We start from the raw sequence: 21971 nt of genomic DNA on the forward strand, positions 1-21971 counted from the left end.
CTCCTTTTTTTGCGCTGATTATTCCTTGATTGCCATCGTGATGGTGTAGGTTTTGCCTTGTTTGATTTTATCGCTATTGCCAAATACTTCGGTGAATGAGCGTTTCATAAAATCTCGTAGCCCATTGATGGTCACGACATAAAATCTTGCCCCGCTTGACATCGCATTGTACGCATCAAGTAGATACAAATAGTGCTGTTCTTTGCTGGCTTTGGCAGGTAGGTTACTCATCACAAGGCTAAATTGACGAGTTTTATCGACATGATAAAAGCCGTTTGAGAGCATGACTTCAGCGTTGGTCAGACCGTTTTTTTGGCAGTTTAATTTGGCATATTCGACAGCGACAAAGTCCTTGTCGATGAGCAGGTGCTGACCGTTTGGGCATTCACGAGCGGCGGTCATGCCAAGCACGCCATAGCCGCAGCCCAAATCGATGGAATTATCATCATTCTTAAAATCAATATAATCAAGCAGCATCAGACTGCCTTCGTCGAGCTTTTCGGGGCTAAAAATCCCCCAAGTGCTGGTAAATTCAAACGGCTTGCCAAGCACTTCTTGGCGAAAGTGGATGTTATTGCGCCAGTGTTTGGATTTGGCAAGTAGTTCAGGGTCGATTTGGTGCATGATAAACTCTTTTTTTGATGGGAAAATTAGCCAATAGGCGCTGCATCAAATTGTAACACACAAACGCAGTGGCGCAAATCTATCATTGATATGAATCGGTCCAGGGTGGATGGATTTGTCGTCAAACTACAAAAAATCACCCAAAATCGGCGTGTTATAAGTACTCAAATAGGTGTCTTTGATCTGCTTTGCCGTGCTCGATTTTTAGGATATAGACCGTCTGTTGGATGATTTCAAAATAGGCAATGATGGGTGTTTTTGGGATGGATAATTTGCGAATATCACGCCCTTTGGTGTCAAATTGAACTGCTTGACAGCGTCTTGGCATCTGCTCTAGCGTCATCACAGCGCTGTCAATCCGCCCCAAAATCAGCTCCACCACCGTCAAATCGGCGGTCTGTGCATAAAATAGGGCAATCTGCTCCAAATCATCTTGTGCTGTTTGCGTATAAATCACGCCATAAACGCTATGTGTGCTCATATCAGCCTTGATTTGTCAAAAATGATTTGGCACGCGCTAGCGCCTTGTTATGTGCATCAATACGACCAAGTCCTGCGCTCTCGCCTTTTTGTAGGTGTGTATGTAGCCTGTCACTGGCTTGCATGACTTGTGTCTCAAGCAGTTGTTGGTAGGCAAGCTGTTCTTGTACAGCTTGGTCGAGTATCTGCACCGCCATGTAGTGCACACTGCGGTTTTGTCTGTCGGCAAGTTGTTGTAGCGCTTGTTTGGTTTTGCTGTCAATTCTCAGTGAAATGGCGGATTTTTCAGCGGTTGCGATCGGCATAAGACCACCTTTGTTTGTATTCATTTGTATGACATTGTAGTGCAAATACAAGGCGAATACAAGAAATCAACTGACAAATCATGTCGCCTATCCATCATTTGCCATATTCCAAAATCAGCGGACGACGACCGATAGCATCTTCATTGACGACGGTGCGGATGGCGGCTAATTGTGCTTTGATGCGCTCGGTGGTGGCGCGTGCATAGGCGGCGGCGTCTGGCGTGATGCGTGGGTCGTGTTTACCAAATAAATACGCATCAAGCAGTCGCTCGGCGTGCATCCCATCACGGCAATAATGCAGGACGCCTTTGTGTGTATCATCAAACAGCGTACCGACCGACGTCATCTCAGCTAAGGCAATGCCAAGCGCCCCATCTTCACCGCCAAGTCTGCGAAACAGCTCATCTTGGGGAAAGCCGCCACACGCCAAAAACACACTACGACGAAAAATCATATTACCGCCGACGGTCATCTGCAAAATATCCCACACTTTTGCTAACTCAGGATGCTTGGCATAACGAGCTGCCAAACCCACAGGACGCAGGGCAAGGCGTAGCAGGCTTAAATTTGGCATAAAATAAAACACACTTGGCACGACATCAAGCGCAGTCGGCTCATAGGCATCATCGGCGTCCAAAAACGCCACCAAATCAGCATCGCTGGATAATGCCCCATAGTTGCGAGCTTTGGCGACACCGCTGTTGGTTGGCATGGATAAGCCGATGATTTTATTGGGAAATTCTTGGCAAAGTTTATTGATAATAGTAGGCGTGTCATCACTTGAGCCATCATCGACAAGGATGAGCTTATGATAAGTGCTTTGATTGAGCACGCTAGATACGGCACGATGGAGCGTGTCGGCGGCATTGTAGCAGGGGATGATGACATCGAGCGTGGGCAGTTTCATCGAAAAACCTTAAAATTTTAAAAATTCGTTTATGTGGATTATCTTGGATTGTATTGCCATTTGGCATGGCTTTTTTGCCAATTTATCAATCGCCAAGCCGTCTAGCCCCTAGGATGGTGCTTACTGTGCAAGGCTTGCAGGCGTGTGGTGGCGACATGGGTATAAATCTGTGTCGTGGACAAATCGCTGTGCCCAAGCAGTAGCTGGACACTGCGTAAATCTGCCCCGTGATTGACCAAATGCGTGGCAAAAGCATGGCGTAGTGTGTGCGGTGAAATGGTGCTTTTGATACCGGCGATTAGGGCGTATTTTTTGATGATATGCCAAAAGTTATGCCGTGTCATATAGCCCCCTTGTTCGCTCAAAAACACCGCTTGGCAGTCTTTTTGACCCACAAGCATCGTACTACGCACCGCCAAATACGCTTCGAGTGCTGTCAGGGCATATTCGCCAAGTGGTACAAGCCGTGTCTTGTTGCCCTTACCGGTGATGATAAGCCACCCTGAATTGAGATTGAGCGCATCAAGTGATAGATTGACCAGCTCACTGACCCGCAGACCGCAGGCGTAGAGCACTTCGAGCATCGCCTTATCACGAGTGCCAAGCAGACTGCTGACATCGGGGGCGGACAGCAGTGCACCCACATCTCGCTCGGATAGGGTTTTGGGCAGGGGTTTGCCAAGCTTGGGCGTTTTGATTTGGGCGCAAGGGTTGTCGTCTCGTGCGCCTGTCTCGATTTGCCATAAGAAAAATTGGCGTAGGCTTGCTAGATTGCGGGCGATTGAGCGGGGCGATTTGTCAAGCTGGGTCAAGCGCTCAAGATGGGCGATGACATCAGTGCTTTGCCACTGTGATACAGGCGTGTCTGATAGGCGAATGCATAGGCGCAAATCTTGGCTATAGGCATTGCGTGTGGCAAGCGATAAGCCACGAGAGAGCATCGATGAGCGAAACTCGCTGAGATAATCGGGGTCATCATCATAGATGACAGCGCTGTCTTGGCGTGGCGTGGTGGATTTTGCCATAATAAGCGGACTGATCTAGGCTTGGCGTTTTTGGATGACATAGCGATAGCTGCCATCATCAAGCGTGTCTTGGCTGATGAGCGTATGCCCCAGATGGCGACAAAAATTGGGAATGTCACGGGTGGTTGCAGGGTCGGTGGCAAGCACTTCAATGGCTTCACCGCCTTGGGCGGCTCGGACGGTCTTGTGTAGTAGCATCACAGGCTCAGGGCAGATGAGCCCTGTGGTATCTAGGGTGTGAGTGATGGTTGTCATGGTATTTCCTTGATTATACTATATTTAATTATGCTGTATTTATTGGGCTGTGTGAGTTGGGTTGGGTGGCGTTTGTGCGTTTGCTTGCTCATCTTCTAAGAAGTTTAAAAACTTACGAAAATTCACCCGAAACAAAAACGGCATCCCAAACCAAGCAATCATCGCCAAAAACAGCCCCATAAAAAACACCATATCCGCACCACTGACCAGCAGGCGAATCAGTGTAAAGCCAAGCAAACCAAGCCCTGTAGCAAGAATCATCACTAGGATTGAAAAATCCACAATGCGATAGCGCATCAACAAAAACACATGATACAGGCTAAGTGGTATACTCACCCCAATCAGCGCATAGGGCAGATAATGAAAGGCATAATACACAAGGCTACTGTCCTTGAACGCCGCCATACTTGCCAATGTGCCAAACACACAAAAGCACGCAATCGCAAGTAGCCCAAGCCAAACGCAGAGTGTGGCTTGGCGGATGGCGGTGCGGATATGGCTGATGAGCTGTGTCTGTGGGTTCATGGGGCGTCCTGTGTTGGTCGGATGATGAAGTTGGCAATCAATCGTCTTTTGGGCTGTCTTTGTGGTTATTGATAAAAATCGCATACTCAGGCGCATGATAATAGCCATCAATGAGCAGGCAAGCGGAGATGTCATCAATCGGCTCAAGTGGCGAGCTAATCCAGCCGTTATCTAGGGCGATTTGTCGGGCTTCTTTTGAGCTTAGGCGTTCATCATAAATAAAGACAGACACCGCTTGACGGCGTTCGGCAAGTCGGTGCGATAGGCGACGGGCGAATTTGTGCGCACGCTTTGAGAGCATGGATTCTGTGCCATCCATGTTAAGCGGTAGCCCAACCAGCACTTCATGAATCCCCCAATGCTCAATGATACCAAGCAAATTATCCCAATCAGGCTGACCATTATTCATTGCCAAAATATCAAATGCCCGAGCATCACGAGTTAGGCTATTGCCCAGTGCCATGCCCATTTTTTTGACGCCATAATCCAGCGCCAAAATCAGTGTCGGTGTGGTCGTATCGGTCATCAGGCGTATCCTATGATGGTGCTAAGCGTGTCGGTATCGATGCCAAGTTTTTGGCGGCAAGCGGTGAGCCTGTCTTCGAATGGTATGCCAAATAAAGTCGGCAAATCAGCAGGGCAGACGAGCCAATCACCATCGGCAATCTCATCATCAAGCTGTCCTTTGCCCCAATTACAATACCCCATGCACAATAGATAATGGCGTAGCGTATCGGCAGACAGATGCTCAAGGATGTCTTTACTGGTCGTCAAGCAGACATTTTCGCTGATGGCAAAAGATGATTTGTAATCTGGTAAGCCTGTATGTAGCACAAAGCCTGCTTCGGGACGCACAGGGCCGCCATTGATGGCAGGCGTGTTCATCGCTTGTTGGCTGACAGGTAAGTCAAGCTCGCTAAGCAGACTGCCGACGCTGTTTGGCAGTGGCTGATTGATGATAAATCCCCAAGCGGCTTCATCGGTGTGCCGACAGATGTAGATGACCGCATCCAAAAATCGCTCATCACGCATTTTTTGACTAGGAATCAAAAAATGATGCGTCAGTTTTTTTGCTTGGCTCATGATTGTCCTTGGGCTGATGGGTCAAGATTGACATCGCTCATCGGCAGATTGGCGGTCAGCTCATCGGCATGGCGGATGTCATCCAGCAGGCTTTTGACATGAGCACGAGTCGCATCAGTGATATTGACGCCACCGCTCATACGGGCAAGCTCATCGATTTGGGCATCGCCTGTGATGATTTGCATATCGCTCACCGTCTGCTCACCGTGCTCTTTGTGCACGAGAATATGGCGATGGGCAGCAGCAGCGACTTGGGCTTGGTGGGTGATGGCAAGGAGCTGTTGGTGCTTGCCTAGTGTCCGTAGTAGCTCGCCGACCACCTGCGCTGTACCGCCACTGATGCCGACATCCACTTCATCAAAGACCAAAGTCGGACGAGCGTGCAGACCGTCACCGGCTGCCATCACCTGCATGACGAGCGCCATACGAGATAGCTCGCCGCCTGATGCGACTTTGTGCAAGGGCTGTAGTGGCATACCGACATTGGCGCTAAATAGCAGGGCGATGTCATATTTGCCATGCTGATTGTACTGCTCTTCGGCTTTTTGATTAAAGGCAAATTCACAGCGGGCATTGGGCAGTGCTAGTGGCAATAGCCGTGCTTCGAGTCGCTCGCAGATGTCAGGGGCAATGCGGATGCGTGCGTTATCGAGTGCATCTGCTGATGCCAGATAAGCCTCATACGCTTGTTTGACCTTGGCATCCATGGTGTCATTATCAGGCAAGGCATCTAGCATATCGAGCTCTTGTTGCCAATCGGCGGCATCATTGATAAGCTCATCGATGGGCGTGTGGTATTTGCTTGATAAGCGATGCGCTAGGGATAATAAGGTGTTGAGCTCATCTAGGCGAGCTTCATCAGGTAGCTGTTGTTCGGCATAGTCGGCAAGCTTGGCTGCGGCATCATTGATGTGCTCTTGGGCGAGTGCTAGTAGCTGACTGCACTCACCAAAGGTCTTGCTGGCATTGGCATTATTATCACAGATACGCATCGCACGCCCAAGCAGACTTGCCACTGATGGCGCATCGTCGTCATTATCAAGTAGCACCGCACTTTCTAGCGCATCACGCATCAGATTTTCAAGATTGGACAGCTCATCGTATTCTGCTTCGATGTCGGCAAAATTCACCGACAATAACGGCTCAATATCGGCAAGCTTGGCGGATAATAACGCCATGCGGTCAGCACGCTGAGCTGATTGACTGCGTGCGTCATCGGCTTGTTTTTTGAGCGTTTGATAAGCCTGAAAACTGCGCTTGGTGTCTTGTTTGAGTGCGTCCAATTCGCCAATGGTATCTAGCCAATCAATGACAAATTGGGGTTTTAACAGCTCAAGTCCTGCGTGCTGTGAGTGGATATTGACCAAAATCGCCCCAAGACTTTTGAGCTCGCTGATACTTGCTGGCACGCCATTAATCCATGATTTTGAGCGGCCTTGTGCGCTGATTTTTCTGCGGATTAATAAGGTGTCTTCGTCGAGTGCTCGGTCATGCTCATCAAACCACGCTGACACTTGGGCATTGCCTGTGATGTCAAACTCACCAAAAACAGTGGCTTCATCACAGCCATGACGCACCATGCCACTGTCGGCTCGCTCGCCAGCGCATAGGGATAATGCGTCTAATATCAATGACTTACCTGCACCTGTTTCGCCTGTGATGACATTGAACCGCTCATCAAAGCTGATTTCTTTTTCGTCGATGAGCGCAAGATTTTGGAGTGTAAGAGAGATGAGCATGAATTTATCCAATCAATGGAACAACCCTTTATCATAATCAAAGCCGCTTGATTTGGCAATGGCGAAAATGTTACAAGGGTGATTTTTCGTGGTGGTAAAGCGACAAAAACGCTTTACATCATCTTGTGATTTTGCCACAATAGCTTGATTATTGTTAGTTAAGTAGAACGCCATGAGTAGCCATAAGCCTGCCAAATCATCTTTTAAAGACAAAGCCAAGCCGTCTAACGCCAAAAAATCCCATCACAAGGCCTTTGGCAAATCCGAGCACACAGGCTCAAAATCCTTCAAAGACAAAAAAGATGCCAAGCCAAAAAACCCATATTTTTATGGCATCCATGCGGTGACGATGCTACTTAAGCGTCGCCCCGAAGATGTGCTGAATGTCTTTATCCAAAGTCGTGATGATGGACAAATCAGCGATGAGCACACCAAGATGATGCAGATGGCGCAGGAGTTTGGCATCAGTGTGCAGATGGCGCACAAGGAGCGATTGGCGGAGCTTGCCGATAGTCATCAGCATCAAGGTGTGGTGGCGCAGGCTCGTGTGACGCCGGTGGCGGATGAAGGATTGCTTGATCAGCTGATGGCTAAGGATGATGCGCTGTTTTTGGTGCTGGATCAGATTACTGATGCGCACAATCTGGGTGCGTGTCTGCGCTCAGCATGTGCGATGGGCGTGGATGCGGTGATTATCCCACGCCATCAATCAGCACCGATCACCCCGACGGTCGCCAAAGTGTCGGTGGGTGCGTCCGAAGTGATTGATGTGATTGCCGTGACCAATCTGGCTCGCACGCTTGATAAGCTCAAAAAAGCAGGCGTGTTCGTGTTTGGCACGGCGCTCGATGACACTGCCAAGCCTCTGCATGAGTGTGATTTTGGTGGTAAAGTTGCCATCATCATGGGCTCAGAAGGCGACGGGATGCGCAGACTCACCCAAGAGCTGTGTGATACTTTGGTCTATATCCCGATGGCAAATACGCCCGATCGCCCGCAGAGTCTCAATGTCAGCGTAGCTACCGGTATGGCGCTGTATGAAGTGGCTCGTCAGCGATTGATGGGATGATGGCTTGGGCGAGCGATTGGTTGAGCGGGCAGGGTGAATAAATGCACTCAATCAATGATGTTCCATGTGGAACGTGTGATAGAATGCCAAATGTGATCAGTTGACCAAATAATGCTTTTGGTGGCAAAAATCCGAACAAAACTACCCTTGCACGAACTCAATGGTCATCGTGTGCGTATCTATCTTTACTTGTCCGCCAATGGCAAAGGTGAATAGTGGTTGTGTATGTGCAAAATCCAAATGCGTCATGACAGGGATGGTTTTTAGCAAAGGGAATTTGTCTAAAATAAAGGTCAGTAATTCATCGCTCATTTGACACTCTTTGGGGAACCGCCCCAAGAGTAGGGCTTTTGGTGTTGAATAGACTTGCAAAACAGAGGTTAGTTGACGCAGAATATTGGCATGGTCATGGCTTTCTGATGATTCCAAAAACAACACGTAATCCTTGATTTGATGTATATTAGGAGCATAAGGCGTGCCATTAAGCAGAGCAAAGGTTGACAAATTACCACCAATTGCTACGCCGCTCGCTTGACCATGATGATATACCTGCCATTTAGTATCAAACAGTTGCCGAGTGGCATAGGGTAAATACCACGCATCAGATGACCATTGTGCACTAGGTGTTAGGCGATATTGGTGCTGGGTTAGTGCTTGTAGCCACATACGGCTTTGATAGTCTTGCAGTTCACGCATTTTAAAGCCGGTGTAATTAGCACCCATGTAGGTCATCATACCGGTTTTGGCAAAAATGGCAGTCAAGATTGCTGTGGTATCTGAATAGCCGCAAATGATTTTGGGGTTCTTGGCAATCAGCTCATAGTCCAAATAGGGCAATAGCTCGTTACTATTAAATCCACCTATGGTTGCCAAAATCATATCCACATCGGGGTCGCTAAATGCGTCATGCAAGTCTGCTACACGAGAAGCGATACTGGCTGAACCTAGTTGGTCATGCTCTAGATAATGTTGTGAAAATGAGATGCGAAAACCCAGATTTTCCAAAGTGGTTTTGGCAGATAGATTTGCATCAAATCCACCCACTCGAGCAATAGAGCTTGATGGACTTAGAACGCGGATATGATCGCCAATTTTTAACTTCTTAATCTTAGGTTGTGGCGACATTATTCATCCCACTTGCGGAACAACAGCGAGCCATTGGTGCCGCCAAAGCCAAAGCTGTTGGATAAGGCAAAATTCACACCATCAACACGGCGTGCAGTATGGGGGATGTAGTCAAGTGTGCACGCTTCATCTGGATTGTCCAGATTGATGGTCGGTGGTAGTAGCTGATTTTGTAGGGCAAGCACGGTAAAAATCGCTTCAATCGCCCCTGCTGCGCCGAGCAGATGACCTGTCATTGATTTGGTTGAGCTGACCAAAATGTCCTTGCCAAATAGTCGCTCAATCGCTTGACTCTCAGCGACATCGCCCTGTGGTGTGCTTGTGCCGTGTGCGTTGATATAGCCGACTTGGGAAGCGGTGACACCGGCATCATGAAGTGCTGCTGCCATCGCACGCTCAGCACCTTCACCGCCTGCCGATGGGCTGGTGATATGATTGGCATCATCACTCATCCCAAAGCCGACGAGCTCTGCTAGGATAGTCGCCCCACGAGCTTTGGCATGAGCAAGACTTTCGAGCACCAACGCCCCTGCGCCATCACCAAGCACAAAGCCATCACGGTCCTTATCAAAAGGACGGCTGGCACGCATCGGCTCATCATTACGGGTGGATAGTGCGTGCATCGCCCCAAAGCCTGACAGTCCAAGCGGTGTCGATGCTTTTTCGCTACCGCCGACCAGCACCGCATCACAGTCGCCATAAGCAATCAAGCGTGCCCCAAGTCCGATGGCGTGCGTCGATGTCGTACAGGCAGTGGCAGTGGCAAGATTTGCGCCCTTTAGCCCATGACGCATGGCGATCAGACCTGCTGGCATATTGACAATCGTACCAGGGATGATAAACGGCGAGACTTTTTTGGCGCCGTGTTCTTTGAGTGTATCTCGGCTGGTTTCGATGGTCTGAATGCCACCGATGCCCGAACCCATCACTACCCCAAAGCGTGTGCCATCGACATTGACAGGCAAGCTGTCGCCTTTGACATCATCAATCAAGCCAGCGTGGTGCAATGCCATCGCTGCCGCCACTTGTGCATAGTGCATAAAGGTGTCAAAACGGCGAGCTTCTTTTGGGTTGAGATAATCTTTGGCATCAAAATTCTTGACAAGCCCTGCAATCTGCGCACGAAACTCATCAATCGCCACCGCTTTATCATCAAAGCCATCTAGGCGCGTGATACCGCTGACGCCTTGGGTGAGATTTTGCCAAATTTCATCTAGGCTATTACCCACAGGGGTCAAAGCACCCATGCCGGTGATGACCACACGCTCAAAATCAGATTTCTCAAAATAGGCTCGTTTGTTTGGCTTGACAGGTTGTGTCATGGCGAATCCATCTCAAATTATTGTAAAAATTGCCTTATCTTAGCATGATTTTTGATGGATTTACAGTTTACAAGTGTAAATTTTTTGGATTTATAAAAAGTGGGAGAGTGTCAAGGATATTTATTAATATAAATTTAACGATAATTAAGTGAATATTGACATTATAATTATTATCGATTATCATAAAAACATCAAGGCAAGGGGTAGGAGCCTTGCCTTGTAGGTCAAACCACTTCCCCTATATGACAAAGTGGCTCACCGATGTAAGGAGTAAATGATGAAAGTTCTCACACAACTTGTAATCATTGCAGTCTTAGTATTATGGAGCTTACCAGCTTTATAAACTAAGTGCCTAAGTCAAATCCACAAGAATTTGATACGGCAGAGCGGATGGGAAACACTGCTCACCCCTTACAATTAATAGTATCATAGCATAATTTGTGCTGATGTCAAACACAAAGCTTGACCGCAAAGATTGCCAATTTTGTGAATAGTGCCCAATCGACCATGACCCACACCGCACCACCAGCCCGAGATGGTATCAGCCCAAGTAAGCTGTATTTGCCAAAAATCACGCCGACACCTGTGAGTATTTTTGCTTATCTGTGTGATAAATTTGCCCATATCAGCATGGATGAATGGCAAGTCCGCTTTGGCGATGGCTTGGTGGTTGATGGCGATGGCAAACGATTGACTATTGATACGTCATATCAGCAGGGCATGACGATTTATTATTATAAATCATTGGCTTATGAAGTGCCTGTACCGTTTGAGCATCATATTATTTATGAAAATGATGCGCTACTGGTGGTGGATAAACCGCATTTTTTGACGGTGACACCATCGGGCCGCTATGTGGTGCAGACGCTATTGACTCGGCTTAAGCGCCAATTTGACAATGCGGATATCTCGCCCATTCATAGGCTAGACCGTGAGACGGCAGGGCTGATTTTATTTGCCAAAACCCCATCAGCACGCAGCGCTTATCAAGCACTATTTGCCACACGAGCGATGACAAAGACCTATCATGCGATTGCGCCATATCGTTCAAGCTTGCAGTTTCCGTTGTCGCTTGCGCTCAACCTTGAGCGGGGCGAGCCGTTTTATACCATGCAAGTGGGGCAAGGTGCGCCCAATACGCAGACGGATATCGATATCATAGCAGTGAGTGATGATAAGCGCTTTGCCAAATATGAGCTTAAGCCAAGCACGGGCAAACTGCATCAGCTACGAGTGCATATGAATCATTTGGGCATTGCGATTGTCCATGATAGCTTTTATCCCGTAGTGGCACACGCAGCGGATGATGATTTTAGACATCCTTTACAATTACTTGCCAAATGGCTTGAATTTATCGACCCTTTGACGGGTGAGATGATGGCGTTTGAGTCACGCTTTGAGCTGGATTTGGCGCACATTGCCACCGAGTTTGGCTAAATCCTAGATTCAATCCCAGATAAATTTTAGCCATTTTTTCACAAAATTATGCCTATAAATTGACAAGGGGTAGATGGCGACTTATAGTGATATCTAGCAAAGTATCGCATTTTTAACCCAAAACAAGCTAAGGAGGGGTGTGATGGCAGAAGTATTTGTCACCTGTGATTTGCTCGATGATTATAGTGATAAGGTCACAGGCGTGGTGTCGCCTTATATCGATGGCAAAAGCTTTCGTAATTATGGCGGTCATACGAGTTTTGGCGGTCAGGCGGTGACGGTCAAGTGCTTTGAAGATAATTCTCGTGTCAAAGAACTGCTTGCTACCGATGGCAATGGCCGAGTGCTTGTCGTCGATGGCGGCGGCTCGATGCGTTGTGCCTTGCTTGGCGATATGATTGCCGAGTCTGCGGTTAAGCATGGCTGGGCAGGCGTCATCATCTATGGCTGTGTGCGTGATGTCGATGCGATGGCGCAGATGGCGTTGGGCGTGCAGGCATTGGCAAGCATTCCCCAAAAATCCACTCGCAAGGGCGTGGGTGAAGTGGGCGTGACCGTGCAGTTTGGCGGTGTGACCATCCGTGATGGCGACTATGTCTATGCGGATAATAATGGCATCATTGTAGCAGGCGAGCCTTTGGTGTGATACTTTACCAATGAATGACAAGACCAGTGCTGATGCGCTGGTTTTTTATTAGATGTGCAATAAGCAAAGTTGCAAAACCACCCATCAAACAAGAATAATTCCCATCTTTTTGTAATAATTGTGCAACAAATCCTGATTTTATTGTCAAAAAATGCTATAGTAAGCACATTTTTTAGTGGTACGCCGGTGGCGTGTTAGGAGTTATTATGCGTTCGATTGTGGATGCTTATTTGCGTGCAGGCTTGGTGCCGATGATTATCGTGGCACTGGTTGTTGGTACGCTACTTGGTGTGTTTGCACCGAGTGTGGGTTTGGGCTTTGGGATTTTGGGCTCAATTTTTGTGGGTGCACTAAAAGCGGTTGCCCCTGTGCTGGTGTTTGTACTGGTGTTGGCGGCGGTATCAAGCCACAAAGTCGGTGGCGATGTGCGTATCAAGCCGATTTTGGGGCTGTATTTGATTGGTACATTTTCGGCGGCATTGGTGGCAGTGGGCGCAAGCTTCTTGTTCCCAACCGAGCTTGTACTTGCCAATATGCAAGCAGCCGAGCAAGCAGCGCCACAGAGCCTGCGTGAAGTTCTGACCAATCTTTTGATGAATCTTGTGGCAAACCCTGTCAAATCTTTGGCAGAAGCCAACTATATGGGTATCTTGACTTGGGCGGTGCTGATTGGCCTAGCGCTGCGTCATGTGGCGGATACGACTCGCCAAGTGGTTGCTGACCTTGGCACGGCGGTGACGAGCGTGGTTAAGTGGATTATTGCGCTAGCGCCATTTGGTATTCTAGGCTTGGTGGCAAGCACCGTTGCCGAAACTGGTGTGGATGCACTGATTGGCTATGCCCGTCTATTGTTGGTATTGGTCGGTGCGATGCTGTTCATTGCTCTAGTGGTTAACCCAATCATTGTCTTTGCAGTCACTCGCAAAAACCCATATCCACTCGTGTTCACTTGCTTGCGTGAATCGGGCGTGACAGCGTTCTTTACCCGTTCATCAGCGGCGAATATTCCTGTGAATATGAACCTAGCTCGTAAGCTTGGCTTGAGCGAAGACACTTACTCAATGTCGATTCCGCTGGGTGCGACCATCAATATGGCAGGTGCTGCCATCACCATCAATGTCCTGACTTTGGCTGCGGCGCATACGCTTGGTATCGAAGTCAGCTTCGGTGCGGCACTGCTACTTGCTGTCGTCGGCTCGCTATCGGCGTGTGGTGCATCAGGCGTGGCAGGTGGCTCATTGCTATTGATTCCATTGGCGTGTAGCCTATTTAACATCCCAAATGACATCGCCATGCAAGTCGTTGCCATCGGCTTTATCATCGGTGTGGTACAAGATTCTGCCGAAACAGCACTGAACTCATCAACCGATGTGCTATTTACCGCAGCTGCCGATCCAAAATTCGCCCACAAAGGCTAATTCATTCGGCATCACAAGACCTGCTCAATGTGGCAGGTCTTTTTTTGTGGGTGTTTTGTGGGTGTGTTTGAAAAAAAGATAAATCATTTGGGCAAAAAATAGGCGGTTTTCTTAAGCTTTTGCTAAGATTTATTCAGCTTGGATAAGCTATTTGGCAAAATTGCTTTGGTTTGTGAGCAATTATCAAGTGTATTTAACAAAAAATAATTGATAAATCAACTGCTTAGCAATTATTTTAAAAATTTAGCATCCAAATTGAGTGCCTTAAGCTTAGTTTAAGCTTACTATGGTTTAATACACACATCGAAAGATACACAATCATTCATTAAACTTTAGGAGCTTATCCATGAAACTATTTGCAAAACTATCAACCGCGCTACTAGCAACTACCGTATTGGCATCAGGCGCCGCCCAAGCTAGCGATGACTACAACCGTAACTATCAGCCACAAGTGACCACCGCAGCCACCGCCAAAAACCTATACGATGACACCAAAGTCAGCATCAAAGGTCAAATCACCCGCAAGCTTAGCCGTGAAAAGTACGAGCTACAAGACGCCACTGGCAAAATCCAAGTAGAGATTGACGATGAAGATCTGCGTGGCGCAAGCATCGTCGGCAAAAACATCACCATCACCGGCGAGCTGGACAAAAAGAAAAACGGCACGGTAAAAATTGATTCAGACTATGTGCAAATCCACTGATTCATTCGCCTAAACAAAAACCCATCAAGCGATGGGTTTTTGCTTTTGTCTTAACAAACCCTTGCCATTGCCTTGCCAAATTGCTAAGATAGAGACGATATATTTTTTGAAAATTTATCAAAAAACTAACATATCTATCAATTTTTATGGTATAATAAACATGGCGACAGCACAGCACAGCACAGCACAGCACAGATAACCTATCAGCGACCCATGTACAGGCGTTTTTGAATGAACTTGATACACGCCTATGGACAGCTGCCAACACACTTCACAATCAGCTAGATGCTGCCAACTATAAACACATCGTTCTTGGGCTGATTTTTCTTAAATACATCTCTGACGCGTTCAAGGCGCACCAAACTACCCTACAAGCCAATTTCACCAATCCCGACCACGAGCTATACTATCCTGCCGATGGCATGAGTGATGACGAATATCAGTCAGTACTCGCCGATGAGCTAGAACAAAGAGACTATTACACGCAGGATAATGTTTTTTGGGTACCAGAGCAGGCGCGTTGGGATACTATCAAGCAAGTCGCCAGCCTGCACAAAGGCGATCAACTGCCTTGGGGCGCGACCTTTAATGGTGTCTCATCGCTGATTGATGCCGCCTTTGATGCGATTGAGCGGGATAATGATAAGCTCAAAGGCGTCATTCATCGCATTTCAGGCTTCCAGCTAGAAGATAGCAAGCTGATCGGTCTGATTAATCTATTCTCAGATACGAGCTTTAGTCGTCCGATGTATGATGGCAAGCCTGTGCATCTGCATGCCAAGGATATCCTAGGCCATGTGTATGAATATTTTCTCGGGCAGTTCGCACTTGCTGAGGGCAAAAAAGGCGGTCAGTATTTCACACCCAAATCCATCGTGAGCCTCATCGTTGAGATGCTTGAGCCGTACTCGGGGCGGATCTATGACCCTGCGATGGGCTCTGGAGGTTTCTTTGTTCAGGCTGAGCGATTCATCCGTGAGCATCAGGGTAATCGCGAAGATATCTCCATCTACGGCCAAGAGTCCAACCCGACGACTTGGAAGCTGGCTGCGATGAATATGGTCATTCGTGGGCTGTCGTTCAACTTCGGCAAATCCAGTGCTGATACCTTTACCAATCCGCAGCATCCTGATCTCAAGGCAGACTTTGTGATGGCAAACCCACCGTTCAATGCCAAACAGTGGTGGAGTGAGTCGCTCACAGGTGATCCACGCTGGCAATACGGCATACCGCCCGAAGGCAACGCCAACTTTGCGTGGCTACAACATATGATTTACCACCTTTCGCCAAACGGACGAATGGCGTTGTTGCTTGCCAACGGCTCAATGTCATCGAACACCAACAACGAAGGCGAAATCCGCAAAAATATTCTCAAAGCCGACCTTGTGGAAGCGATGATCGCCCTGCCAAGCCAACTCTTTACCAACACCCAAATCCCAGCCTGTATCTGGATTTTGAACAAAAACAAAGCACGCAAAGGCGAAGTGCTATTTATTGATGCACGCCAACTCGGCTATATGAAAGACCGTGTCTTACGCGACTTCACAAGAGACGACATCGCCAAGGTTGCCGACACCTACCACAACTGGCAACAATCCGCCGACTACCAAAATATCCCTGCATTCTGCTACACCGCAAGCCTTGACGAAATTGCCCAAAACGACTTCGTCCTTACCCCAGGGCGTTATGTCGGTGCTGCCGAACAAATCGAGGACGGCGTGCCATTTGCAGAAAAAATGCAAGAACTGACCGCGCTTTTACAACAGCAATTTAAGCAAAGTGCAGAATTAGAAGCCAAAATTAAAGCGAATTTGGGAGGGTTGGGGTATGAGTAAATTAGGGGATTTTGTTAAAGTTCAGGGCGGTTATGCATTTAAAAGTAGAGAGTTATCTGATGATAAGACAGGTGTTCCCGTGATCAAAATAGGCAATATTACAGGAGGAAGTTTTGTTGATCTAAGTAATTATCAGTCTGTAAGTTTTCAATTATTTGAAAAAACAAAATCTTTTGCAACAAAAGATAATGATATTTTAATTGCGATGACAGGTGCTAATGTTGGGAAAACATCTAGAGTACCCGTTAATTCAGATGCTTATTTAATTAATCAAAGGGTTGGAAGGTTTTTATTAAAAGAAGATTGTCCATATACTTCAGATTTTATTTATTATGTCGTTAGTTCGAAGCAAGCATATCAATACTTTTCAAGAGTTGCTGATGGAGCTGCACAACCAAATATTAGTGGAAAAACAATAGAAGACTTAGAATTTCCTAATATAGATAGTCGATGTGCAAATAAAATTGGAAATATATTAAAGTCCTTAGATGACAAAATCCAACTCAACACCCAAATCAACCAAACCCTAGAACAAATCGCCCAAACGATTTTTAAAAGCTGGTTTATTGATTTTGACCCCGTTCACGCCAAAGCCAACGCACTGGCAAGCGGACAAACCGCTGAACAAGCCACCCAAGCGGCAATGGCAGTGATCAGTGGTAAAAACACGCAAGAATTACACCGCTTGCAGACGGTAAACCCTGAACAATACCAACAACTATGGGAAATCGCAGAGGCGTTTCCGAGTGGGGTTGATGAAGAGGGCGTGCCGAGGGGGTGGGAAATGACTACTTTTGGCAATGTATCACAATGTTTTGATAAAAAAAGAATACCTTTATCAAAAAGACAAAGAGAACAAAGAGCGGGTTCTATTCCATATTATGGAGCCACATCTGTTATGGATTATGTTGATGAAGCTATTTTTGATGATATTTATTTACTCATTGGTGAAGATGGTTCAGTTTTAAAAGAAGATGGCACGCCATTTATTCAATATATATGGGGTAAAGCTTGGGTAAACAATCACACTCACGTTTTACAAGGAAAAGGAAGTGTTAGTACAGAACAGTTAATGTTATTTATGGCATCAACAAATATTACGGCTTATGTAACGGGAGCAGTTCAAATGAAATTAAATCAATCAAATATGAATAGCATTCCGTTTGTTAAAGCAATGGACAGGGTTAATGAGTTATTTTTTGACTTAATAAAGGATTTGTACGCTAAGGTTAGAGCTAATTCTGATGAAAATAAATATTTAGTAAAAATTAGAGATGAATTATTGCCGAAGTTGTTGAGTGGGGAGGTGGTGGTGTGAGTGAACAAAGCTACTATGAGCGAGATAGAGAAGGTGTATTGGAAAATGCTAAGCACTCAATACAGCTGGGAGTGGAAGATTGTATATTATCCCAAGACAATCCCAAGCGAAAAACTTCAGCGGTTCGCAATATTTTTGCGGGGCTTTTGTTGTTGTACAAGTACAAGCTGTTGATGGATAGTCCAGTGAACCAACCTTATTTATACATCTATCAAATCAACCACAACATCTTTTATACAGAAACTTTTGGCGTTGAAAGACCGAAGAAGACAGTTGATGTAACAGGTATCAAAGATGTATTTCGGTTTCTAAAAATCAATATAAACACCGATCTCTTGATGTGTTTAAATAGAACCAGAAATAATCTTGAGCATTTTTACCATACTGAACAGGTTGATATTCTTAAACTGATTGTGGATAGCTTTTATTTGATTAAAAAATTTTATGAAGGATATATTTATCCAATCAATAATCTTGATTTGAATAACTTTCTTGGTCAGGAGATATACCAAGTACTTCTTGAAAATGAACAAATCTATACTGAAAAGCGGGAAGAATGTTCAAAATCTCTTGAATGTGTAGAATTTCCTGAAGAGTATCTTAGGAATTTTTTGACCGATAAGATGCAATGTCCTTATTGCTTGTCTAGCTTGATTAAATATCAATCGGGTGAGTATCCTGATATTGTTCTTAGTTGTATTTATTGCAATCATCATTTGAGCAAAGAAGAGGTTCTTGGATTGACCCATCAGACTGTCAAGGATGGCGAAGATTTTAGGCGGGAGTGTATGGAGTGCGGTGGTTATTCGATTTTTATAGATGGTTGTGTATGTTTGGATTGTGGGTTTGAGATGGATTCAAACAGAGATTATGAAAGAGAGCAGTACTTGCAGTATCTTTTAGAAAAGGCGGATTAGATGAGATTCAACGAAAACACCCTAGAGCTACATGCCATCGCCGTCCTAGAGCAGGCGGGGTGGCGACACGTGCACGGAAGCATGATTTTGGCTGAGCGTGAGTATCCGTGGCGAGCGGATACGAGCGAGGTGGTGCTGACGCATCGCCTGCGTGAGGCGGTGGCGAGGCTCAATCCACAGCTACCATCAGCTGTAGTGGATGAGGTTGTGGCGGTGGTAGTGAAGCCTGATATCATCGATATTGCCGAGCGCAATCATCATGCCTATCGCTATCTCAAGGAGGGCGTGCCGGTCAGATATACCGTGGATGGTGTGGAGCGGACGGAGTATGCACGCTTGGTGGATTTTTATCATCCTGAGTACAATAGCTTTGATGTGGTCAATCAATTAGCAATCCGAGGGCGCAGGATCAATCGTAGGCCTGATGTGATCCTATATCTGAACGGTCTGCCTGTGGTGATGATGGAGCTGAAGAATCCCTTTGACGAGCACAAGGACATTCGCGACGCCTATCAGCAACTACAGACGTACAAAGACGAGATTGCTGAGGCGTTTGTATTTAATCAGTTTTTGGTGATTTCAGATGGGATGACGGCTCGTGTGGGGTCGTTGACAGCGGATTTTGATCGCTTTAGTCCGTGGCGTGTGGTGGATGAGCGTCGTCATGTGCGAGCGGTGTTTGAGCATGAGCTTGATGGTGTGCTTGAGGGATTGTGCACGCCTAGACAGCTACTTGATTATATCCAAAACTTCATCGTCTATGAGCGCAATCACAAGGGCGCAACCATCAAAAAAATCGCAGGCTACCATCAGTACTATGGCGTCAATCAGGCATTGGTGTGTACGCTACAGGCGGCAGGCGAGGGCGGCGATGGCAAGATTGGGGTGGTGTGGCATACCCAAGGCTCGGGCAAATCCTTGTCGATGCTCTTTTATGCTGGCAAGGTGATGGCAAGCGCTGGGCTGAATAACCCAACTTTGGTGATTGTGACTGACCGTAATGATTTGGATGGGCAATTATTTTCGACATTCTCATCGGGTCAGGAGCTGATTCGTCAGACGCCGATTCAGGCAGATGATCGAGAGATGCTCAGGCAGGCATTGGCACAGCGTGAGACGGGTGGGGTGTTTTTTACCACGATTCAAAAATTTGGGCTCATTGAGGGCGAGCTACGCCATCCTGTGCTCAATGACCGCAAAAATATCATCGTCATCACTGATGAAGCACACCGCAGTCAGTATGGCTTTAACCAAAAGCTCAGCCACACAGGGCAATATCGCACAGGCTATGCTCAGCATCTTAGGGATGCGCTGCCCAATGCGTCCTTTATCGGATTTACAGGGACGCCGATCAGCTTAGAGGATAAGGATACTCGAGGCGTGTTCGGGGATTATGTATCGATTTATGATATTCATGATGCGGTTGAAGATGGGGCAACAGTGCCGATTATTTATGAGGCACGCCAAATCAAGCTAGAAAAAAGCGATGAATTTGACCAAGTGATGGCCGAGGTTAAGCGGCTAGAGACGGATGAGCAGGCGGTATCGCAGGATAGGGCATTGCGTCTGCGTGAGAAGCTATTTGGCACTAGTGGCAGGCTGTCGGCATTGGCAGAGGATATTGTGATGCACTTTGAACAGCGAATCACACTGACCGATGGCAAGGCGATGATTGTGGCGATGAGCCGTGAGATCTGCGTCAAGCTGTATGATGCACTGGTTGCTATTCGACCAGAATGGCATAGTGACGATATTCACCAAGGCGCAATCAAGATTATCATGACAGGTAGCGCATCTGATGGCGAGCACCTACAAAAGCATCTGCATTCCAAGGAGGATAAAAAGACGCTAGAATCTCGTTTCAAAAACCCTGACGATCCCCTAAAAATCGTCATCGTGCGAGATATGTGGCTGACGGGCTTTGATGCGCCGTGCTGTCATACCATGTACATTGATAAGCCGATGCAGGGGCATAATCTGATGCAGGCGATTGCTCGAGTGAATCGAGTTTTTGCCAACAAAAGCCGAGATAACGGCGGCTTGGTGGTGGATTATGTGGGATTGACGGATGCACTCAAGGAGGCGACTGCCACTTATACCAACGCCAAGGGCAAAGGGCAAGTCAAGGTGGATATCGAGGCGATATTTACCAAGATGCAAGAGTATATTGAGATTATCCGTGGTCAGTTTGCAAGCCGTGTGGCAGATCAGCGATTTGATGTAGCATCCGCTTTGGCGAGCACAGACCCAAGCGCCGTTCTGATGGCGGTGCTCAAAGCGGCAAACCATATTGTCGCACTTGACCAACAGACACCGCCAGACCCCAAGGCAGTGGATAAAACCCTAAGAAAAAACACATTTTTACAAGCAGTACGCCACGCCAAAAAAGGCTACAGCCTATGCGGTGCGATGAGTGAGGTCAAGGCGTACCAAAAAGAATTGGCGTTTTATGATGCGGTGCGTGCCACCATTGTCAAAAACTCTGTCCAAAAATCCGCCACCAAGCCTGAAGCCCAAATTGATCTGATGGCGATGCTCAATCAAGCCGTGTCAACTGGCGGTGTGGTGGATTTATTTGACTTATTACATCAAGATAAGCCAAATATCAGCATCTTATCAGAAGAGTTTTTGGGTTGGGTGAAACAAAGTGACACACCTGATTTGTGGGCATTGGCAATCGAAAAATACCTAAAAAGCGATATCAAAACCAAAGGCAGTACCAATCTTAGCCTACAAAAAGACTTTGAGACCCGAGTCAGCGAGGCGATGAATCAATATCACAGCCATCAGCTGACAGTGGTGCAGGTGCTTGAGATGCTTGTGCAGATGAGCCAAGAGTTCTATGAGCGACTGGCACGAGGTGAGGCGCTGGGACTTGACCCGTCCGAGATCGCATTTTATGATGCTTTGGCAAAAAATGCCAGCGCAATCAGTCAGCTGGGTGATGAGACGCTCAAGCAGATGGCGATTGAGATTACGGACAAACTGCGCAAGTCGGTTACGGTGGATTGGCAGTACAAGGATTCGGTGCGTGCCAAGATGCGTGTGCTGGTGCGCCGAGCATTGCAGCGGTATAAATATCCGCCTGACAAGCAGGATGAGGCGGTGGATTTTGTCATTCAACAGGCTGAAGAATTGGCGGATTTGTGGAGTTTGGCGGCGTGATACCGCTTTGTTGCAGATATACCGGCATCACCAACACAAAAAACCCATCAAGCTATTTGAACCGCACCCCAAA

The 21971-nt window shown here is 47.1% G+C and carries 21 protein-coding genes; 9 read left to right on the top strand and 12 right to left on the bottom strand.

Annotated elements, in window-relative coordinates:
- Positions 1–18: 18 nt before the first annotated feature.
- The 10 genes from B0680_RS10255 to recN form a co-directional block, all read right to left on the bottom strand.
- Entirely contained in the window at positions 19–624 is a 606-nt protein-coding gene (locus B0680_RS10255) for a class I SAM-dependent methyltransferase (protein WP_078255001.1), read from the bottom strand.
- A 154-nt stretch (positions 625–778) separates the two neighbouring features.
- Complete coding sequence (locus B0680_RS10260) at positions 779–1105, bottom strand: type II toxin-antitoxin system RelE/ParE family toxin (protein ID WP_078255002.1); 327 nt, start codon at positions 1103–1105, stop codon at positions 779–781.
- Position 1106: 1 nt separating this feature from the next.
- A complete protein-coding gene (locus B0680_RS10265) occupies positions 1107–1409 on the bottom strand; it encodes a CopG family ribbon-helix-helix protein (RefSeq protein ID WP_078255003.1) in 303 nt (100 codons plus the stop codon).
- A gap of 94 nt (positions 1410–1503) precedes the next feature.
- Positions 1504–2316, bottom strand: coding sequence for a glycosyltransferase family 2 protein (locus B0680_RS10270; RefSeq protein WP_078255004.1), 813 nt, complete (start codon positions 2314–2316; stop codon positions 1504–1506).
- A gap of 101 nt (positions 2317–2417) precedes the next feature.
- Complete coding sequence (gene xerD / locus B0680_RS10275) at positions 2418–3341, bottom strand: site-specific tyrosine recombinase XerD (protein WP_078255005.1); 924 nt, start codon at positions 3339–3341, stop codon at positions 2418–2420.
- 15 nt (positions 3342–3356) lie between these two features.
- Positions 3357–3596 carry a sulfurtransferase TusA gene (gene tusA / locus B0680_RS10280; protein ID WP_078255006.1) on the bottom strand — a complete coding sequence of 80 codons (240 nt, stop codon included), beginning with the start codon at positions 3594–3596 and terminating at the stop codon, positions 3357–3359.
- Between the two features lie 39 nt (positions 3597–3635).
- Entirely contained in the window at positions 3636–4121 is a 486-nt protein-coding gene (locus tag B0680_RS10285) for a hypothetical protein (protein ID WP_078255007.1), read from the bottom strand.
- Positions 4122–4158: 37 nt separating this feature from the next.
- Positions 4159–4647, bottom strand: coding sequence for a Holliday junction resolvase RuvX (gene ruvX, locus B0680_RS10290; RefSeq protein WP_078255008.1), 489 nt, complete (start codon positions 4645–4647; stop codon positions 4159–4161).
- A complete protein-coding gene (locus B0680_RS10295; protein WP_078255009.1) occupies positions 4647–5204 on the bottom strand; it encodes a YqgE/AlgH family protein in 558 nt (185 codons plus the stop codon). Before B0680_RS10295 ends, ruvX begins: the two co-directional genes overlap by 1 nt.
- Positions 5201–6943, bottom strand: coding sequence for a DNA repair protein RecN (gene recN / locus B0680_RS10300; RefSeq protein WP_078255010.1), 1743 nt, complete (start codon positions 6941–6943; stop codon positions 5201–5203). The genes B0680_RS10295 and recN overlap by 4 nt, the downstream gene beginning before the upstream one ends.
- Positions 6944–7115: 172 nt before the next feature.
- Here recN and rlmB point away from each other — a divergent pair, with 172 nt between their 5' ends.
- Positions 7116–8012 carry a 23S rRNA (guanosine(2251)-2'-O)-methyltransferase RlmB gene (gene rlmB, locus B0680_RS10305; protein ID WP_078255011.1) on the top strand — a complete coding sequence of 299 codons (897 nt, stop codon included), beginning with the start codon at positions 7116–7118 and terminating at the stop codon, positions 8010–8012.
- Between the two features lie 141 nt (positions 8013–8153).
- Here the strand turns inward: rlmB and B0680_RS10310 are convergent, their stop codons facing one another.
- Complete coding sequence (locus B0680_RS10310) at positions 8154–9137, bottom strand: S66 family peptidase (RefSeq protein WP_211271280.1); 984 nt, start codon at positions 9135–9137, stop codon at positions 8154–8156.
- Complete coding sequence (fabF, locus tag B0680_RS10315) at positions 9137–10459, bottom strand: beta-ketoacyl-ACP synthase II (RefSeq protein WP_078255012.1); 1323 nt, start codon at positions 10457–10459, stop codon at positions 9137–9139. The genes B0680_RS10310 and fabF overlap by 1 nt, the downstream gene beginning before the upstream one ends.
- A 507-nt stretch (positions 10460–10966) precedes the next feature.
- Here fabF and B0680_RS10320 point away from each other — a divergent pair.
- From B0680_RS10320 to B0680_RS10355, 8 genes are all read left to right on the top strand, one after another.
- Positions 10967–11896, top strand: coding sequence for a pseudouridine synthase (locus B0680_RS10320; protein WP_078255023.1), 930 nt, complete (start codon positions 10967–10969; stop codon positions 11894–11896).
- A 142-nt stretch (positions 11897–12038) separates the two neighbouring features.
- On the top strand, positions 12039–12542 hold the full coding sequence (gene rraA, locus B0680_RS10325; protein WP_078255013.1) for a ribonuclease E activity regulator RraA: 504 nt from the start codon (positions 12039–12041) through the stop codon (positions 12540–12542).
- Between the two features lie 206 nt (positions 12543–12748).
- The gene (gene sstT, locus B0680_RS10330) at positions 12749–13960 is read left to right on the top strand and encodes a serine/threonine transporter SstT (protein WP_078255014.1); all 1212 of its coding nucleotides are present in this window, start codon (positions 12749–12751) and stop codon (positions 13958–13960) included.
- Positions 13961–14306: 346 nt separating this feature from the next.
- On the top strand, positions 14307–14663 hold the full coding sequence (locus B0680_RS10335) for a NirD/YgiW/YdeI family stress tolerance protein (protein WP_078255015.1): 357 nt from the start codon (positions 14307–14309) through the stop codon (positions 14661–14663).
- A 227-nt stretch (positions 14664–14890) separates the two neighbouring features.
- Entirely contained in the window at positions 14891–16498 is a 1608-nt protein-coding gene (locus tag B0680_RS10340) for a class I SAM-dependent DNA methyltransferase (protein ID WP_078255016.1), read from the top strand.
- A complete protein-coding gene (locus tag B0680_RS10345) occupies positions 16491–17816 on the top strand; it encodes a restriction endonuclease subunit S (protein WP_078255017.1) in 1326 nt (441 codons plus the stop codon). Before B0680_RS10340 ends, B0680_RS10345 begins: the two co-directional genes overlap by 8 nt.
- Positions 17813–18733 carry a hypothetical protein gene (locus tag B0680_RS10350; protein ID WP_078255018.1) on the top strand — a complete coding sequence of 307 codons (921 nt, stop codon included), beginning with the start codon at positions 17813–17815 and terminating at the stop codon, positions 18731–18733. The genes B0680_RS10345 and B0680_RS10350 overlap by 4 nt, the downstream gene beginning before the upstream one ends.
- On the top strand, positions 18734–21898 hold the full coding sequence (locus B0680_RS10355; RefSeq protein ID WP_078255019.1) for a type I restriction endonuclease subunit R: 3165 nt from the start codon (positions 18734–18736) through the stop codon (positions 21896–21898).
- Positions 21899–21971: the final 73 nt, after the last annotated feature.

It is taken from the genome of Moraxella pluranimalium (assembly GCF_002014825.1).
In the GTDB taxonomy this organism is placed as follows: domain Bacteria; phylum Pseudomonadota; class Gammaproteobacteria; order Pseudomonadales; family Moraxellaceae; genus Moraxella; species Moraxella pluranimalium.

Coding starts and splice junctions, on each gene's coding strand:
- B0680_RS10255 (WP_078255001.1), bottom strand. CDS start 624: ATGCACCAAATCGACCCTGAACTACTTGCCAAATCCAAACACTGGCGC.
- B0680_RS10260 (WP_078255002.1), bottom strand. CDS start 1,105: ATGAGCACACATAGCGTTTATGGCGTGATTTATACGCAAACAGCACAA.
- B0680_RS10265 (WP_078255003.1), bottom strand. CDS start 1,409: ATGCCGATCGCAACCGCTGAAAAATCCGCCATTTCACTGAGAATTGAC.
- B0680_RS10270 (WP_078255004.1), bottom strand. CDS start 2,316: ATGAAACTGCCCACGCTCGATGTCATCATCCCCTGCTACAATGCCGCC.
- xerD (WP_078255005.1), bottom strand. CDS start 3,341: ATGGCAAAATCCACCACGCCACGCCAAGACAGCGCTGTCATCTATGAT.
- tusA (WP_078255006.1), bottom strand. CDS start 3,596: ATGACAACCATCACTCACACCCTAGATACCACAGGGCTCATCTGCCCT.
- B0680_RS10285 (WP_078255007.1), bottom strand. CDS start 4,121: ATGAACCCACAGACACAGCTCATCAGCCATATCCGCACCGCCATCCGC.
- ruvX (WP_078255008.1), bottom strand. CDS start 4,647: ATGACCGATACGACCACACCGACACTGATTTTGGCGCTGGATTATGGC.
- B0680_RS10295 (WP_078255009.1), bottom strand. CDS start 5,204: ATGAGCCAAGCAAAAAAACTGACGCATCATTTTTTGATTCCTAGTCAA.
- recN (WP_078255010.1), bottom strand. CDS start 6,943: ATGCTCATCTCTCTTACACTCCAAAATCTTGCGCTCATCGACGAAAAA.
- rlmB (WP_078255011.1), top strand. CDS start 7,116: ATGAGTAGCCATAAGCCTGCCAAATCATCTTTTAAAGACAAAGCCAAG.
- B0680_RS10310 (WP_211271280.1), bottom strand. CDS start 9,137: ATGTCGCCACAACCTAAGATTAAGAAGTTAAAAATTGGCGATCATATC.
- fabF (WP_078255012.1), bottom strand. CDS start 10,459: ATGACACAACCTGTCAAGCCAAACAAACGAGCCTATTTTGAGAAATCT.
- B0680_RS10320 (WP_078255023.1), top strand. CDS start 10,967: ATGACCCACACCGCACCACCAGCCCGAGATGGTATCAGCCCAAGTAAG.
- rraA (WP_078255013.1), top strand. CDS start 12,039: ATGGCAGAAGTATTTGTCACCTGTGATTTGCTCGATGATTATAGTGAT.
- sstT (WP_078255014.1), top strand. CDS start 12,749: ATGCGTTCGATTGTGGATGCTTATTTGCGTGCAGGCTTGGTGCCGATG.
- B0680_RS10335 (WP_078255015.1), top strand. CDS start 14,307: ATGAAACTATTTGCAAAACTATCAACCGCGCTACTAGCAACTACCGTA.
- B0680_RS10345 (WP_078255017.1), top strand. CDS start 16,491: ATGAGTAAATTAGGGGATTTTGTTAAAGTTCAGGGCGGTTATGCATTT.
- B0680_RS10355 (WP_078255019.1), top strand. CDS start 18,734: ATGAGATTCAACGAAAACACCCTAGAGCTACATGCCATCGCCGTCCTA.